The sequence below is a fragment of the Streptomyces sp. PTL18 genome (genome assembly GCF_059510295.1).
Map to the genome: position 1 here is coordinate 1 of NZ_JCAJZO010000024.1, position 14587 is coordinate 14587.

16 protein-coding genes are annotated in these 14587 nt (G+C 69.2%); 8 read left to right on the plus strand and 8 right to left on the minus strand.

All coding sequences use genetic code 11. The annotated features are described in order from the left end of the window. Nucleotides 1–194: 194 nt before the first annotated feature. The gene (locus tag AC5WS8_RS31420; RefSeq protein ID WP_496106897.1) at nt 195–506 is read left to right on the plus strand and encodes a hypothetical protein; all 312 of its coding nucleotides are present in this window, start codon (nt 195–197) and stop codon (nt 504–506) included. Between the two features lie 241 nt (nt 507–747). On the opposite strand, the gene AC5WS8_RS31425 is transcribed toward AC5WS8_RS31420, so the two are convergent. Together AC5WS8_RS31425 and AC5WS8_RS31430 are read right to left on the minus strand one after the other, a co-directional pair. Beyond that, nucleotides 748–1392, minus strand: coding sequence for a response regulator (locus AC5WS8_RS31425; RefSeq protein ID WP_496106898.1), 645 nt, complete (start codon nt 1390–1392; stop codon nt 748–750). Continuing rightward, the gene (locus tag AC5WS8_RS31430; RefSeq protein ID WP_496106899.1) at nt 1389–2570 is read right to left on the minus strand and encodes a sensor histidine kinase; all 1182 of its coding nucleotides are present in this window, start codon (nt 2568–2570) and stop codon (nt 1389–1391) included. Before AC5WS8_RS31430 ends, AC5WS8_RS31425 begins: the two co-directional genes overlap by 4 nt. A 123-nt stretch (nt 2571–2693) precedes the next feature. Between AC5WS8_RS31430 and AC5WS8_RS31435 the strand changes: the two genes are divergently transcribed. From AC5WS8_RS31435 to AC5WS8_RS31445, 3 genes are read left to right on the plus strand one after another with little or no spacing between them, the layout of a single operon-like run. Then, on the plus strand, nt 2694–3623 hold the full coding sequence (locus tag AC5WS8_RS31435; RefSeq protein ID WP_496106900.1) for an ABC transporter ATP-binding protein: 930 nt from the start codon (nt 2694–2696) through the stop codon (nt 3621–3623). Further along, nucleotides 3620–4477: an ABC-2 transporter permease family protein gene (locus AC5WS8_RS31440; RefSeq protein ID WP_496106901.1), complete on the plus strand. Its 858-nt coding sequence runs from the start codon at nt 3620–3622 to the stop codon at nt 4475–4477. Before AC5WS8_RS31435 ends, AC5WS8_RS31440 begins: the two co-directional genes overlap by 4 nt. A 53-nt stretch (nt 4478–4530) precedes the next feature. Next, on the plus strand, nt 4531–5379 hold the full coding sequence (locus tag AC5WS8_RS31445; RefSeq protein WP_496106902.1) for a hypothetical protein: 849 nt from the start codon (nt 4531–4533) through the stop codon (nt 5377–5379). A 799-nt stretch (nt 5380–6178) separates the two neighbouring features. On the opposite strand, the gene ychF is transcribed toward AC5WS8_RS31445, so the two are convergent. Then, on the minus strand, nt 6179–7267 hold the full coding sequence (ychF, locus tag AC5WS8_RS31450) for a redox-regulated ATPase YchF (RefSeq protein ID WP_496106903.1): 1089 nt from the start codon (nt 7265–7267) through the stop codon (nt 6179–6181). 407 nt (nt 7268–7674) lie between these two features. Here ychF and AC5WS8_RS31455 point away from each other — a divergent pair, with 407 nt between their 5' ends. Continuing rightward, on the plus strand, nt 7675–8106 hold the full coding sequence (locus tag AC5WS8_RS31455) for a DUF6542 domain-containing protein (protein WP_496106904.1): 432 nt from the start codon (nt 7675–7677) through the stop codon (nt 8104–8106). 48 nt (nt 8107–8154) lie between these two features. Here the strand turns inward: AC5WS8_RS31455 and ppgK are convergent, their stop codons facing one another. Continuing rightward, entirely contained in the window at nt 8155–8901 is a 747-nt protein-coding gene (gene ppgK, locus AC5WS8_RS31460) for a polyphosphate--glucose phosphotransferase (RefSeq protein WP_496106905.1), read from the minus strand. Between the two features lie 63 nt (nt 8902–8964). Then, nucleotides 8965–9969 (minus strand): 4-hydroxy-3-methylbut-2-enyl diphosphate reductase, encoded by a 1005-nt coding sequence (locus AC5WS8_RS31465; RefSeq protein ID WP_496106906.1) that lies wholly within the window; start codon nt 9967–9969, stop codon nt 8965–8967. Between the two features lie 90 nt (nt 9970–10059). On the opposite strand from AC5WS8_RS31465, the gene xseA reads away from it, so the two are divergent. Together xseA and AC5WS8_RS31475 are read left to right on the plus strand one after the other, a co-directional pair. Continuing rightward, entirely contained in the window at nt 10060–11292 is a 1233-nt protein-coding gene (gene xseA, locus AC5WS8_RS31470; RefSeq protein WP_496106907.1) for an exodeoxyribonuclease VII large subunit, read from the plus strand. A 9-nt stretch (nt 11293–11301) separates the two neighbouring features. Beyond that, on the plus strand, nt 11302–11538 hold the full coding sequence (locus AC5WS8_RS31475) for an exodeoxyribonuclease VII small subunit (protein WP_496106908.1): 237 nt from the start codon (nt 11302–11304) through the stop codon (nt 11536–11538). Nucleotides 11539–11569: 31 nt separating this feature from the next. On the opposite strand, the gene AC5WS8_RS31480 is transcribed toward AC5WS8_RS31475, so the two are convergent. Then, complete coding sequence (locus tag AC5WS8_RS31480; RefSeq protein ID WP_496106909.1) at nt 11570–12088, minus strand: DUF4245 domain-containing protein; 519 nt, start codon at nt 12086–12088, stop codon at nt 11570–11572. A 128-nt stretch (nt 12089–12216) separates the two neighbouring features. On the opposite strand from AC5WS8_RS31480, the gene glpX reads away from it, so the two are divergent. Then, on the plus strand, nt 12217–13251 hold the full coding sequence (gene glpX / locus AC5WS8_RS31485) for a class II fructose-bisphosphatase (protein WP_496106910.1): 1035 nt from the start codon (nt 12217–12219) through the stop codon (nt 13249–13251). A gap of 72 nt (nt 13252–13323) precedes the next feature. Here the strand turns inward: glpX and AC5WS8_RS31490 are convergent, their stop codons facing one another. Continuing rightward, on the minus strand, nt 13324–13695 hold the full coding sequence (locus AC5WS8_RS31490) for a WhiB family transcriptional regulator (protein WP_103838382.1): 372 nt from the start codon (nt 13693–13695) through the stop codon (nt 13324–13326). A gap of 163 nt (nt 13696–13858) precedes the next feature. Further along, complete coding sequence (locus AC5WS8_RS31495; protein ID WP_496106911.1) at nt 13859–14563, minus strand: DUF1707 SHOCT-like domain-containing protein; 705 nt, start codon at nt 14561–14563, stop codon at nt 13859–13861. Nucleotides 14564–14587: the final 24 nt, after the last annotated feature.

The window sequence follows — 14587 nt, forward strand, 5'->3', positions numbered from 1 at the left end:
TGCGTCCCCCACCAGTTCACTCACACAGGGATCAACGACCCGGAACACCTACCGTTTCGGATCGATATGACCAGCAACAACTCGCCCACGATCGCCCGCGTTTATCCGACGGAGTTGCGTGCCCCCCCCACCTTTCCCACCCGCCACAGCCGGACGGCATGAACTCCGTCCCGGCCAACTGGAGTCAACCGCACATGAGAACCCACTGGCGCTCCTGCGCCATCGTGGCCGGCAGCATCGGGGCACTCGCGTGCCTGCTGCCCCAGCCCCCTGCCTCGGCGGACACCCTTTCTCCCACCATCACCGTCGGAGCGACAGGCCCGAACGGCAGCTCCGGCGTCAGCCTCTACGGGGAACCCGGTGACATCACCCTCCACGTGGCCAACCCTCCCGCACAGCCCGCCTACATCCGGCTCATCATCCAGCCGGGAACAGGCCAGAGCGGAGGCCTGGCGCTGCAGATCGACAGTTCTCGGGTGGTCGCCGATCCTGAGGCAGACTCATGACAGAGTCCTTGCAGCTCAGTGGCTATGCGTCGGCACGGTATTGATCGCGACAGGTGTGGCGCAAGGCGTATCGGCTAGCTTCACTCATCCAGGGGCCATGGGAGCGCTTACTGGCTGATCCCGGTGTTACCCGGCCGAGACGTGGGCAGTCGTTTCAAATCTTGCTGACCCCAGAACTGGGGGTGGTACGACCGATGGCTTGGCCTATCGGTTTGATGGCGGTCAGGTTCCACTTGAGTGGTCAGGCCATGCCTGACTCGTAGGCGGCGATGACGAGCTGGACTCGGTCGCGGGCATCGAGCTTGGTCAGCAGACGCGCCACGTGGCTCTTGGTGGTGGCCATGCTGATGTACAGGTGGGCGGCGATCTCGGCGTTGGACATGCCGCGTCCGATAAGGGTCAGAACTTCGCGTTCGCGGTCGGTGATCCCCTTGATCTCACGTTGGCGTCGGGCGGGGACGGCGCCCCGGCCGGTGAACCCCTGGATGAGGCGGCGGGTGACGCCGGGTGCGATCAGGGCGTCGCCGGCGGCGACGACGCGGACCGCCGTCACGATGTCATCCAGCACCATGTCCTTGATCAGGAAGCCGCTTGCGCCGGCGTGCAGCGAGGCGTAGACGTTCTCGTCGTCGTCGAAGGTGGTAAGGACGACCACGCTCGCCTGGGTTTCTGTCTTGATAAGCCGGGTGGCCTCGATGCCGTCCATGACGGGCATCCGGATGTCCATCACGACGACGTCTGGGTGGAGATCGGTGGCCAACTGGACGGCCTCGGCTCCGGTCCCGGCTTCACCGACGATCTCGATGTCCGGGATGTCGTTGATCAGCATGCGCAGTCCGGCGCGGACTACTGGCTGGTCGTCGGCGAGGAGCACACGGATCGTCATATGGGCAGCCTAGCCGCGACCCGGAAGCCGCCTTCGGTCCGCGGTCCGAAGCTGAAGTGGCCGTTAAGCAGGGCGATGCGCTCGCGCATTCCGGTTATTCCGTAACCGTTGTGCGTGCTCGTGGTCGCCGTGGCGCGTCCGTCGTCGGTGATCTGGATGGACAGTTCCTCCTCCTCGTAATCGACGCGCACGAGACAGTGTGCGGCGCCCGCGTGACGTACTACGTTGGTCACCGACTCCTGGATGACGCGGTAGGCGGCGAGCTCGATCTCGCGCGTGAGTGGGCGTCGTCGGCCATGCCACTGCACCTCGAGCCGCACCCCGGCGTCCGCCGCCGTCGCCGCCAGCCGGTCGACGTCCTCAATGCCCGGTACCGGGGTGAATGACGCTGGTTCTGAGTCGGCCTCGCGAAGGACGCCGAGCATGCGCCGCAGCCCGGTCAGCGTCTCCCGGCTGGTTTGCTCGATGATGCCCAGCGCCTCGCGCACACCGTCCGGCTGGCTGTCGACGGCTCGCTTTGCCGCACCGGCTTGGATCGCGATGGCACCGATGCTGTGGGCCACTATGTCGTGCATCTCCCGGGCGATCCGCAGCCGCTCGGCCTGGACCGCCTGAGTCGCAGCCTGTGCCCGCAGGGCCTCGGCGTGGTCCTGCCGCAGTCGGATCCAACTGCCGAGGATCCAGGCGACGGCGGTGGCCACGACGAGGACCGACCACGGACCGGTGAGGACCTCGAAGGCTCCCGGTCCGGGCACGAAGGCCGTCGCGGCCAGCACCCAGACGGCCAGCACGCCCGTCACCGCTGCGGCGGCGGCCCGGCGCGAACGGGTGACGGCTATATAGAAGACCAGGACGTCCGCCGCGAGGAACAAGGGCCACGTCGTGTCCCCGCACACCCGGGCCGCGACCGCCTCAGTCAGCAGCACCGCAAGGACCGGTGACGGTCGGCGGCTCGCCCAGCCGACCGGCCATGCCATCAGCAGAGCCATCCCCATCAAGGCCCAGCGCCCGATGTGAACGAAGTGACCGGACGGCAGGAAGACCGGGTGCGCGGGCTGAGGCATCGCGGTGTAGAGAACCAGCACGAACGCGGGGACGGCGCACCAACCGAGTGCCGTCAGCGGGTCCGGCGACAACCGGCGCAGCAGGGCCGCGGGCAAAGGGAGGCGAGGTCGCACCAGGCGATGCTATCCACCGAGGTTGAGGGCGGTATCGGTCCGTGGTCTGCATCCTGTGGGCTGACACGGCGGGAGCCCGCGGGCTGATGTGACACTGCCCCGGTCAGCGACAGCCTGGATAGCGTGATCGAAATCAACCAGCTGACCAAGCGCTACGGCAGCGTACTGGCCGTAGACAATCTGACCTTCTGTGTCCGACCCGGGCAGGTGACTGGGTTCCTTGGTCCTAATGGCGCCGGCAAGACCACCACGATGCGCATACTTCTCGGCCTGAACGCCCCCACCAGTGGCACCGCGACCATCAACGGCCGTCCCTTCCAGGACTTCGGTACCGGCCTGTGCCACGTCGGCGCCCTGCTGGACGCAGGTGACGTCCACCGGGGGCGCACCGCGAAGGCACACCTGGCCGCACTGGCCCGCAGCAACGGCCTGCCCCGCCGCCGGGTGCAGGAGGTCCTTGAAATGGTAGGTCTGGGCGAGGCGGCCCGTCGGCGGGTCGGCGGGTTCTCGCTCGGCATGCGTCAGCGTCTGGGGATCGCCACCGCCCTGCTCGGTGATCCCCCGGTCCTGCTCTTCGACGAACCGATCAACGGCCTGGACCCCGAGGGCATCCGGTGGGCTCGCGAACTGTTCCGTCGCCTGGCCGCCGAGGGACGTACCGTGTTCGTCTCCAGCCACCTGATGAGCGAGATGGAGCACACCGCCGACCACCTCGTCGTCGTCGGCGGCGGCAGGCTACTCGCCGACGAGTCCCTCGCCCTCTTTGCGGCCCGCGCCAGCACCGCCGGCGTCACTGTGCGGACCCCCGACCCGGCTGTGCTGGCCGAGGTGCTGCGCACTGCGGGAGCCTCGGTGCTGTCGCAGGGCCGCGACGGCCTAACCGTCACCGGCCTCACCTCGGCTCGCATCAACGAACTCGCCTTCACCCACCGTGTCCTGGTCCACGAGGTCGCCGCGCACGACGGAACGCTGGAGGACGCCTTCATGGAACTGACAGCCGCCAGCGTCCAGTACCGCGCCTCAGCCACGCCCGAGAGGAGCGAGGACCGATGACCGCCCTCTCGACGCCCCCCACAGCTGTCACCCGACGCGGCGCTGCCGGACCTGCCCGCTGGCGCGATCTGCTCGGCGCCGAGTGGATCAAACTCTGGTCGCTGCGCTCGACCCCCATCGTGCTGGGCGTTCTCCTCGTCTTCTACCTCTACTTGGCCTACCGCGCCGCTCAGCTCGCCCACGACTCCTATCCGACGTGGCCCGCCTTTGCCAAAATCGACCCCGACCCCGCGCACGACGCCTTCGACTTTCCGAAGTTCCTCCTGCTGATGGCCACCGCCGGCACGGTCGGCGCGATGAACGTCGCCGGAGAACACGCGAGCGGACTGATCCGCATCACCCTTATCGCTGTGCCGGCCCGAGGCCGCGTGATGCTCGCCAAGGTCATGGTGGTGTGCGCCGTGTTGGCCGTCCTCGGCCTGCTCATCGGGATCGGGTGCTGGGGCATCACCCTGGCCGTCATCTCAGATCGGATCACCGGCTTCTCCTTCACCACCCCCGGCATCCGGCGTCTCATCGCAGGCACGACGGTCATGGTCCCGGTCTGCGGTTTGATCGGCATGGCCGTCGCCACGCTCATCCGCAGCACGGCCGGCACCGTCTTCTCCGTCCTCGTCTTCTTCCTCGTCGGTCCACTGGCCGTCAAGGCGCCCCTCCCTCTGCTGTCCGCCAATCAGCGGGCAGATCTGGGCAACACCCTTCCCGCATACGCCTGGGGCCGCCTGACGATCACGAGCCACGGGCACCTTGTCGAACACGTCTCCTCCGTTCCGGCGGCCTGGATCTCGCTCACCGTCTGGGCCATCGTCTCGGTCGCCGTCACCGTGACGGTCCTGCGGCACCGCGACGTGTGACGGCGGCACCGACGCTGGACACCCGACAAAGCACTCCTCTCCCGGACTGACACATGCGACGAGGAACCCTGATGGTCACAACTACCAGACCGACAACAGCCGCGACCGGTGCCGAACTCCGCGGCCGATTCCGCAACCTGCTCGCCGCAGAACGGATCAAACTGTTCTCGCAGCGCTCGACCTACGTCCTGCTGGCACTTGCCCCAGTGATCACCATCTGCGGTGAGTGGTTCACCTGCTCGGGTGTCCACTTTGTCAGCGCGTCGGCGCATGCCGCGTACGATCCGCTGAGAGGTTCCTTCAACTCCGGCACCTGGGGCTTCCTCATGGTCGGCGCCAGCATGCTCGGTGTCCTGGAGATGAGCAGCGAGTACTCCAGTGGACTGATCCGCACGACCTTCCTCGCCGTCCCGAACCGTCGGCGCGTCGTACTCGCCAAGGCGGTCGTCGTCGCGAGCGTGACGGCCGCCGTCGGCCTTGTCACGGCGATCACTTCGTTCATCACTGCCCAGACGATCCTGTCCGGCGACCAACTAGGCGTATCGATCAGCCAGCCCGCCGTCCTGCAAGGCTTCATGGCATCCACCGCAGTCCTGCCGGTATGTGCGGTCTTCGGCATGGCCATCGGCACGCTCATCCGCACCTCCGTGGCCGCTCTATTCACGGCCGTTCTGGCCCCGGTCCTGCTGGGCGCCATACCACCCAACAGCAACCAGTTTGCGGCCACTCTGAACAACTCCGCACCCCAGAACGCGTGGAATAACCTGACCAGCCTCGGCACCGAATGGGACCATGTCGGTTCCTTCCCTTTCACGGCACTCCAGTCCTGGGCCGCGCTCGCGTTCTGGCCGCTCCTCGTGCTTCTCGCCGCCGTAATCGTCGTGTGCCGCCGTGACGTGTGAGCCATGAACAGCCCCAATGTTCACGTCAATCGAGCCCTCGCGCTGGGCGCCGACGCAGGCCGTCGACAACCGGTGTGTCGGGGGCGTCCCGCTCGGCTTCAGCGGACACCAATGCACCGGCGTGATCGCCGGATTCCTTCCGCCGTTGTGACGTTTGAGCTGGTCGACGTCATCGGGCGCTCCGAAGCCGGACTCCCCGCCATTGTGGTCATGCCCCTGTTGCTCTTGCGGTGTTCAGTCTGCTGATCAGTTGGCGGTTGGCGGATCGTGCGGCCTGGAGGTCCTGATCTCGTTCTTCGAGCTGGCCGGTCAGTTCAACGACTTGCTGTTCCAGCGCGGTGATCCGGCTCTTGAGTTGTTCGATGTCGTCCGGTGCTCCGACGCCGGACTCCCGCCATGCTTGTTCACCGAGGAGTTCGGAGAGCTTGGTCTCCAGATGCCTGACGCGAGCGGCGAGGCGGCTACCGCGGTCCAGTGCGTTCGCCAGGTCGGCCTGCAGGGAGGCCCGGCTGACGAGGGGACCGGTGTCCTCGCCGGGCGGTTCGGCGCTGGCGGCGTGGACTTCGGCGCCCCGTCCGCTGCGGAATCTGTAGCCGAACGTGAACCCTACAAACCTGACTTACCGTCAGCTCGATCCAGCGCCGATCCAGCAAGGGTGCGGATAACCAGGGATGACGGCAGGTGACGAAATCCAGCACGGATCCAGCAGGGGATGCAGCGACGGGGCCGGCCCTGGATAGGGCCGACCCTGCCTGACCTGCTCATTTGCCAGATCGCTACGCCGACGCTACGGCGGCAACTAAACGTTGAACCGGAACTCCACCACGTCCCCGTCCTGCATCACGTAGTCCTTGCCCTCCATGCGCGCCTTGCCCTTGGCGCGGGCCTCGGCGACCGAGCCGGTCTCCACCAGGTCCTCGAAGGAGATGACCTCGGCCTTGATGAAGCCCTTCTGGAAGTCGGTGTGGATGACGCCTGCCGCCTCGGGGGCGGTGGCGCCCTTCTTGATCGTCCAGGCGCGGGACTCCTTGGGGCCCGCCGTGAGGTAGGTCTGCAGGCCCAGGGTGTTGAAGCCGACCCGGGCCAGGGTCGCGAGGCCCGGTTCGTGCTGGCCGACCGACTCGAGGAGCTCGAGGGCCTCGTCCTCGTCCAGCTCGGCGAGGTCCGCCTCCAGCTTGGCGTTGAGGAAGATCGCCTCCGCGGGGGCGACCAGCGCGCGCTGCTCGTCCTTGAAGGCGTCGTCCATCAGCTCGTCCTCGTCGACGTTGAAGACGTACAGGAACGGCTTGGTGGTGAGCAGGTGCAGGTCGTGCAGGAGCTCGGCGCGCTCGCTGCCCTGGACGATGCCGTGGGCGAAGAGCGTGTCGCCCTTCTCCAGGATCTCCTGGGCCTCCTCGACGGCCTTCACCTTCGAGGCGACGTCCTTCTTGATCCGCGACTCCTTCTGCAGGCGTGGCAGGACCTTCTCGATCGTCTGCAGGTCCGCGAGGATCAGCTCGGTGTTGATCGTCTCGATGTCGTCCTTCGGCGAGACCTTGCCGTCCACGTGCACGACGTTCTCGTCCTTGAAGGCGCGGATGACCTGGCAGATCGCATCCGACTCACGGATGTTCGCGAGGAACTTGTTGCCGAGGCCCTCGCCCTCGCTCGCGCCGCGCACGATGCCCGCGATGTCGACGAAGTCCACGGTCGCCGGGAGGATCCGCTCCGACTTGAAGATCCCGGCCAGCTCGGCGAGACGGGCGTCGGGGACGCCGACGACACCGACGTTCGGCTCGATCGTGGCGAACGGGTAGTTGGCCGCCAGCACGTCGTTCTTGGTCAGGGCGTTGAACAGGGTCGACTTGCCGACGTTGGGCAGACCGACGATTCCGATCGTGAGCGACACGTTGCGACTTCCCGTACGTGAGGTTGGAGGACTGGGCTTGCGGGCCCGGGTCCGTCAGGAGAGTGTGCGGGCCGATCCACCAGTCTACGGCGTGCCGGGCCGCACTCCGGCGACGTATCGAACGCTTGGACAAGCTCTCGCCAACGTCGTGTGTCATGCGCCATTCCGCACATAAACCGACCTAAGTTGGTCCGGTGGAGCAACACAGGACGCGACCCCCGCAACACGGACCGCGACGCGGTGCCCCCCTTCCCCCGCAGGGCCGGCGCAGCGCCGCCGCGCCCGTACGGTCCGGCGCGGCCGCACGGCCCGCCCGCCCCGGCGGTCCCGAGGTACGCGACGGGGACGCCTGGGCGCGGCCCCCGGGCCAGGGAGCCGGTGGTACGCAGCGGCGCCCGGCGGCCCGGGTGCGGAACACTCCCCCGCTCGGCCAGGCGGTACGGCGACTGCCCGGCCCCCGGCTCACCGGGCTCGGCGGCGGACTGTTCTGCGGCGCCGTGATGCTGGTGCTGGGGTGCCTCGACCAGTTGCTGTTCGGGGCGTCCCTCACGGTCTACGGGGTGCTGTTCCTGCCGGTGGCCGCGCTGACCGCGCTGTGGGTGCGGCGCGGGGACCTGGTGACGGCTCCGGTCGTCGTGCCCATCGCGTTCGCCGCCGGGCTGCTGGTCATGTCCGACGGCGACAGCGGGGTCGCGGGACGGCTGGTGGGGCTGGTCACCGCACTCGCCACGCAGGCCGGCTGGCTGTACGGCGGCACGCTGATCGCCGGCGTCATCACGACCGTGCGCAAGGTGCGGATGCTGCGGCGCAAGGCGGCGGCGCGCCGTCGGAGCGGTTGACGGCGCGGGGCGCGCGCACCACCGAGCGCCCCGCGCCGGTGCCTGCTGCTATCCCTGCTTCGCCGCTCTCATCGCCGCGCCCACGATGCCCGCGTTGTTCTGGAGCCGGGCCGGGACGATCTCCGCCTCGATGCCCTCGATGAGCGGGAGGAACTTCTCGGACTTGCGGCTGACGCCGCCGCCGATGATGAACAACTCCGGCGAGAACAGCATCTCCACGTGCGCGAGGTACTTGCGCACCCGGCGGGCCCAGTGCTCCCACGTCATGTCGTTGTCCTCCTTTACCTTGGAGGACGCGCGTTTCTCCGCCTCGTGCCCGCCCAGCTCCAGGTGGCCGAACTCCGTGTTCGGCACCAGGACGCCGTCGGTGAACAGGGCGCTGCCGATGCCCGTGCCGAACGTCAGGACGATGACCGTGCCCGTGCGGTCGCGGCCCGCGCCGAACTGCATCTCGGCCACGCCCGCCGCGTCCGCGTCGTTCACCACGGTCACCGGGAGACCGCCCAGGCGCTCGCCGAACAGGGCGCGCGCGTCCGTGTCGACCCAGCTCCTGTCGACGTTCGCCGCTGAACGGATCATGGTGCCGCCCGTCACCACGCCGGGGAACGTGAGGCCGACCGGACCGGTCCACCCGAAGTGCTCGACGACCTCCTTCACGCCGTTCGCCACCGCGTCGGGCGTCGCCGGGTGCGGGGTGAGCACCTTGAAGCGCTCCTGGGCCAGCTCGCCCCGCTCCAGGTCCACGGGCGCGCCCTTGATCCCGGATCCGCCGATGTCCACACCGAAGATCTGCATGGGCACCACGGTACGTCGTGGCACCGACAGGTACGTTCCGGTGTCGTGGCGGCGGGCCGCGCCCTACTTCTCGCCGGTGCGCTCGGCCACCAGCGCCGCGGCCTCCTCACGCAGGTCGCGGCGGAGTTCCTTGGGCAGCGAGAAGGTGATGGACTCCTCGGCGGCCTTGACGATCTCGACGTCCTCGAAGCCGCGCTGCGCGAGCCACTCGAGCACCTGCTCGACCAGGACCTCCGGCACGGAGGCCCCCGAGGTCACGCCGATCGTGGACACGTCCCGGAGCCAGGACTCGTCGATCTCGTCGGCGAAGTCCACCAGGTAGGCCTCGCGCGCGCCCGCGAGCTTGGCGACCTCGACCAGTCGCTTGGAGTTGGAGGAGTTGCGGGAACCGACCACGATCACCAGGTCCGCCTCGGCGCCCATCTGCTTCACCGCGAGCTGCCGGTTCTGGGTGGCGTAGCAGATGTCGTCGCTGGGCGGGGAGACCAGCTGCGGGAACTTCTCCTTGAGCGCGTCGACCGTCTCCATGGTCTCGTCGACGGAGAGGGTGGTCTGGGACAGCCAGACGACCTTCGACGGGTCGCGCACCTCGACCTTCGCGACGTCCTCGGGGCCGTCGACGAGCTGGATGTGGTCGGGGGCCTCGCCGGAGGTGCCGATGACCTCCTCGTGCCCCTCGTGCCCGATCAGGAGGATGTCGAAGTCCTCGTCGGCGTACCGGATCGCTTCCTTGTGGACCTTGGTGACCAGCGGGCAGGTCGCGTCGATCGTGGCGAGCCGGCCCCGCTTCGCCTCCTCGTGGACGGTGGGCGCCACGCCGTGCGCGGAGAACATCACGATGCTCCCCGGCGGCACCTCCTCCGTCCGCTCCACGAAGATCGCGCCCTTCTTCTCCAGGGTCTGCACGACGTACTTGTTGTGGACGATCTCGTGGCGGACGTAGACCGGGGCCCCGTACTGCTCGAGGGCCTTCTCGACGGCGATCACGGCACGGTCGACGCCCGCGCAGTAGCCCCGGGGGGCGGCGAGCAGGACACGGCGGCCAGACGAAGCAGTCATGCGATCCATCGTAAGCCCGGGCCGGGGGTCGTAGATCGCCTCCTTGCGGAGAGGTTGCGCCGACCGGCGTTGTCGGTCCCGGCCACTACGCTCGGGCGCATGGCTGTCAGTACGTCCGCGGAGAACCCCCTGCCCGTCGGTGAGGTGTCGCGGCTCATCGGCGGGTGGATCGACCGGCTCGGTGCCGTGTGGGTCGAGGGGCAGATCACGCAGTTGTCGCGGCGGCCCGGCGCCGGGGTCGTCTTCCTGACGCTGCGCGACCCGTCGTACGACATCTCCGTCGGCGTCACCTGCTACCGCCAGGTGTTCGACTCCGTGGCCGACGTGGTGAGCGAGGGCGCCCGTGTCGTCGTCCTCGCCAAGCCCGAGTGGTACGCCCCGAGGGGACAGCTGTCGCTGCGGGCGGCCGAGATACGGCCCGTGGGTGTCGGGGAACTGCTCGCGCGGCTGGAACAGCTGAAGAAGGCGCTGGCCGCCGAGGGCCTGTTCGCACCGGAGCGCAAGAAGCCGCTGCCGTTCCTCCCGCAGCTCATCGGGCTCGTCTGCGGCCGGGCCTCGGCGGCCGAGCGCGACGTGCTGGAGAACGCGCGGCACCGCTGGCCCGCCGTCCGCTTCGAGGTGCGCAACGTCGCCGTGCAGGGTGTGCACGCCGTACCGCAGGTGGTGCAGGCTGTGAAGGAGCTGGACGCGCTGGACGAGGTGGACGTGATCATCGTGGCGCGCGGCGGCGGCAGTGTGGAGGACCTGCTGCCGTTCTCCGACGAGCAGCTCGTGCGGGCGGTGGCCGGCTGTCGTACGCCCGTGGTGTCCGCCATCGGGCACGAGCCGGACAACCCGCTGCTCGACCACGTCTCCGATCTGCGCGCCTCCACGCCGACCGACGCGGCCAAGAAGGTCGTACCGGACGTCGGGGAGGAGCTGGAGCGGGTACGGCAGCTGCGGGACCGGGCACGGCGCTGCGTGCGGGCGTTCGTGGAACGTGAGGAGCGCGGGCTGGCGCACGCGCTGGCGCGGCCCTGCATGGAGGATCCGCACCGCATGGTCGACGAGCGGGCCGACCAGGTGACCGCGATGGTCGACCGCGCCCGGCGCACCCTCGGGCATCTGCTCGACCGCGCCGAGTCGGAGCTGAGGCACACGCGGGCGCGCGTGGTCGCGCTGTCACCGGCCGCGACGCTGCGGAGGGGATACGCGGTGCTGCAGAAGGCGGACGGGCACGTGGTCCGCGCGCCGGACGAGGTGACGGCGGGCGAGGCGCTGCGGGCGCGGGTCGCCGAGGGCGAGTTCACGGTACGGGCCGACGGCGAGGGTTCCGCCGGCAACCAGGAATAGGGTGGGCGCATGACCGGCAGGACGGACGAGGCACTCGGCTACGAGCAGGCGCGGGACGAGTTGATCGAGGTGGTACGGCGCCTGGAGGCCGGGGGCACCACGCTCGAGGAGTCCCTGGCGCTGTGGGAGCGGGGCGAGCAGCTGGCCAAGGTGTGCCGGACGTGGCTGGAGGGTGCCCGCAGGCGGCTCGACGCGGCGCTGGCCGAGGAGGAGGGCGCGGCGGAGGGTGCCGACGGGGCCGGGTGACCGGGCGGGGCCTGACGGCGCCACCGCCTCGTCAGCCGGTCCGCAGCGCCTCGGCCATCTTCGTCAGCTGCGCGAACGACGCGGTGCCCGTCACCACGGTCGTGGCGCCCCTGCCCTTGAGCACGAGCGCGTCGTAGCGGCCGCCCGTGTACCGCTGCCAGGTCTGCCCGCCGACGCGCTGGGTGTCCTTGGTCTCCCGGGCGCCCTGGCTGGCGTCGTCGATGAACGCGGCCGCCCGCTGAGTCGACTGCTCGATCGCCACGTACTGTCCCTCGGGGTCCTGGAAGCCGAGGTGCCAGGCGTCGAAGGGTTCGTTCTGGAAACGCACCGAGGTGGCCTTCCAGGTGCGGGGCAGGCCTTCGGGCGCCGCGACCGGGTAGTTCGCGGCGCGGCGCGCCGTGAGCAGCTCGACGCGGTAGTCGACCCGTTTGATGTCGGGAGCGTGGTCGTCGTGGGGGATGAAGAGATAGATGACCCCCGCCATCAGCCCGATGAGGGCCAGGGAGAGGATCATGTCCCGGACCGTCTGCTTGCCTTTCATACCTGCCACGCCCCTATCGTCGCAGGTGCCGGGGTCTGCTCATCCGTGGGGTGCCCTGCTCATTTTGTCTGTTCGGCGATAGAGTCGGGGGCAATCACCCTCATCCGGCCGTCGTCGTATCAGAAAGGTGCGCTCCGATGACCGAGAATCATCATCTGCCGTCCGAGCTGGAAGTTCCCTCCGAGGCTCCGGACCGCAACCTCGCCCTCGAACTCGTCCGGGTCACCGAGGCCGCCGCGATGGCCGCGGGCCGCTGGGTCGGCCGCGGGGACAAGAACGGCGCGGACGGCGCCGCGGTGCGCGCCATGCGCACCCTCGTCTCGACCGTGTCGATGAACGGCGTCGTCGTCATCGGCGAAGGAGAGAAGGACGAGGCCCCGATGCTCTTCAACGGGGAGCGGGTCGGCGACGGCTCCGGCCCCGAGTGCGACATCGCCGTCGACCCGATCGACGGCACCACGCTCACCGCGAAGGGCATGCCGAACGCGATCGCGGTGCTGGCCGCCGCCGACCGCGGCACGATGTTCGACCCGTCCGCCGTGTTCTACATGGACAAGCTGGTCACCGGCCCCGAGGCGGCCGACTTCGTCGACATCGACGCGCCCGTCTCGGTGAACATCCGCCGGGTCGCGAAGGCCAAGCACTCCACGCCCGAGGACGTCACCGTCGTCATCCTCGACCGGCCACGCCACGACGGTCTGATCAAGGAGGTACGCGAGACAGGCGCGCGCATCAAGCTCATCTCGGACGGCGACGTGGCCGGTTCGATCCTGGCGTTGCGCGAGGGCACGGGCATCGACCTGCTGCTCGGCATCGGCGGCACGCCCGAGGGCATCATCTCCGCCTGCGCGGTGAAGTGCTTGGGCGGCACCATCCAGGGCAAGCTGTGGCCGAAGGACGACGAGGAGCGGCAGCGGGCCCTCGACGCGGGTCACGACCTCGACCGGGTACTGACCACGGACGACCTGGTCTCCGGCGAGAACGTCTTCTTCGTCGCCACCGGCATCACGGACGGCGAGCTGCTGCGGGGTGTGCGCTACCGGTCGGAGACCGCCACCACCGACTCGATCGTCATGCGCTCGAAATCGGGCACGGTCCGGCGGATCGACTCCGTGCACCGGCTGAGCAAGCTGCGCGCGTACAGCGCGATCGACTTCGACCGGGCGAAGTAGGCCTGCGCGAAAAGGGGCGCCCTCGGTGCGGAGGGGGCGCCCCTTTCCGTATGCGCCTGAATGCGCGGCCGCTCAGCCGGCCGCCGCTATCGTCCCCCGCGCGGCCTTCTTCAGCTCCAGTTCACGGCGGCGGCGCCGGGCCAGCACCACACGGCGTTCGGCGGCCGTGAGACCGCCCCACACCCCGTACGGCTCGGGCTGCAGCAGTGCGTGTTCGCGGCATTCGACCATCACCGGACAGCGTGCACAGACCCGTTTGGCCGCCTCCTCACGGGACAGGCGAGCCGCCGTGGGTTCCTTGGAGGGGGCGAAGAACAGGCCGGCCTCGTCGCGCCGGCACACCGCCTCCGTGTGCCACGGGGCGTCCTGATCCCTGTCGCGCACTGGCACCCGCTGATGCGGAACGTCAGCGACCTGCAGGGACGAATGCGGCGGTTGCAGCACGGTCTACTCCTGACGACGGCTTCGCGAGCGAGAGACGATGCAGCAAGGCCTACCCGCTGTGCGCGCGCCTATGCACTGAGTTCCCAACCGCAGGAACCCGAGGGGCTGTTCACGCCGTCGGAATGTGACCGGCGCATGCTGCGCACGGCCGGATTCACAAGCGTCAATGGTCCAGCTGTTTGCGCAAAGCCTTGTCCACCTTGTGCGACACGCGGTCGAGGATGTCGGCGACCGTCTTGCCGCGCCTGGGCTTCGCCTCGACGTTCCCGAACACGGCGAGCCCGTCGACGTGGACGACCGGCGCGTCGGGATCGCCCGAATCCAGCGGGCTCACCTCGAAATTGCCGAGCACTCCGCCGCCGGTGCTGCGCAGCGACACGTTCTCCGGGACGCGTATCTGCACATCGCCGAAGACCGAGACCGCCTTGATCACGACCTGCTGGTACTCGAACATCGCCTCGCTGAGGTCGATCTCCACACTGCCGAAGATCGCGTACGCGTGCGTGCGGCGGCCGGGGCGCCAGCGGCCCCGGCGCGTGGCGCTGCTGAAGACCGCCACCACGTTCTCGTCGGCGTCCCTCGGTATCGGCAGCGGGACGGGGCGGCCGGGCGGCGCGGCGTACACCGGGGCGGCCCGGCGCGGGTGGGCTGCGGGCAGGTCGCGGACGAACCGGTCGAGCTCACCGACCGTCTTGGCGTGCAGGACGCCCTCGACGCGCTCGGCATGCTCCTCGGCCGTCAGACGCCCCTCGGCGAGGGCGTCGCGCAGGATGTCGGTGATGCGGTCGCGGTCGGCGTCGGAGCAGCGAAGCTCGGCCGGGGTCACGGGCCGGCCGTCGGCCGGGGCGGGGCTCTGGTGAAGGTCCACGGCAGCAGCGTAGCGAAACGCGAT

Coding starts and splice junctions, on each gene's coding strand:
- AC5WS8_RS31465 (WP_496106906.1), bottom strand. CDS start 9,969: ATGGATCGCATGACTGCTTCGTCTGGCCGCCGTGTCCTGCTCGCCGCC.
- xseA (WP_496106907.1), top strand. CDS start 10,060: ATGGCTGTCAGTACGTCCGCGGAGAACCCCCTGCCCGTCGGTGAGGTG.
- AC5WS8_RS31475 (WP_496106908.1), top strand. CDS start 11,302: ATGACCGGCAGGACGGACGAGGCACTCGGCTACGAGCAGGCGCGGGAC.
- glpX (WP_496106910.1), top strand. CDS start 12,217: ATGACCGAGAATCATCATCTGCCGTCCGAGCTGGAAGTTCCCTCCGAG.
- AC5WS8_RS31425 (WP_496106898.1), bottom strand. CDS start 1,392: ATGACGATCCGTGTGCTCCTCGCCGACGACCAGCCAGTAGTCCGCGCC.
- ppgK (WP_496106905.1), bottom strand. CDS start 8,901: ATGCAGATCTTCGGTGTGGACATCGGCGGATCCGGGATCAAGGGCGCG.
- AC5WS8_RS31445 (WP_496106902.1), top strand. CDS start 4,531: ATGCGACGAGGAACCCTGATGGTCACAACTACCAGACCGACAACAGCC.
- AC5WS8_RS31440 (WP_496106901.1), top strand. CDS start 3,620: ATGACCGCCCTCTCGACGCCCCCCACAGCTGTCACCCGACGCGGCGCT.
- AC5WS8_RS31420 (WP_496106897.1), top strand. CDS start 195: ATGAGAACCCACTGGCGCTCCTGCGCCATCGTGGCCGGCAGCATCGGG.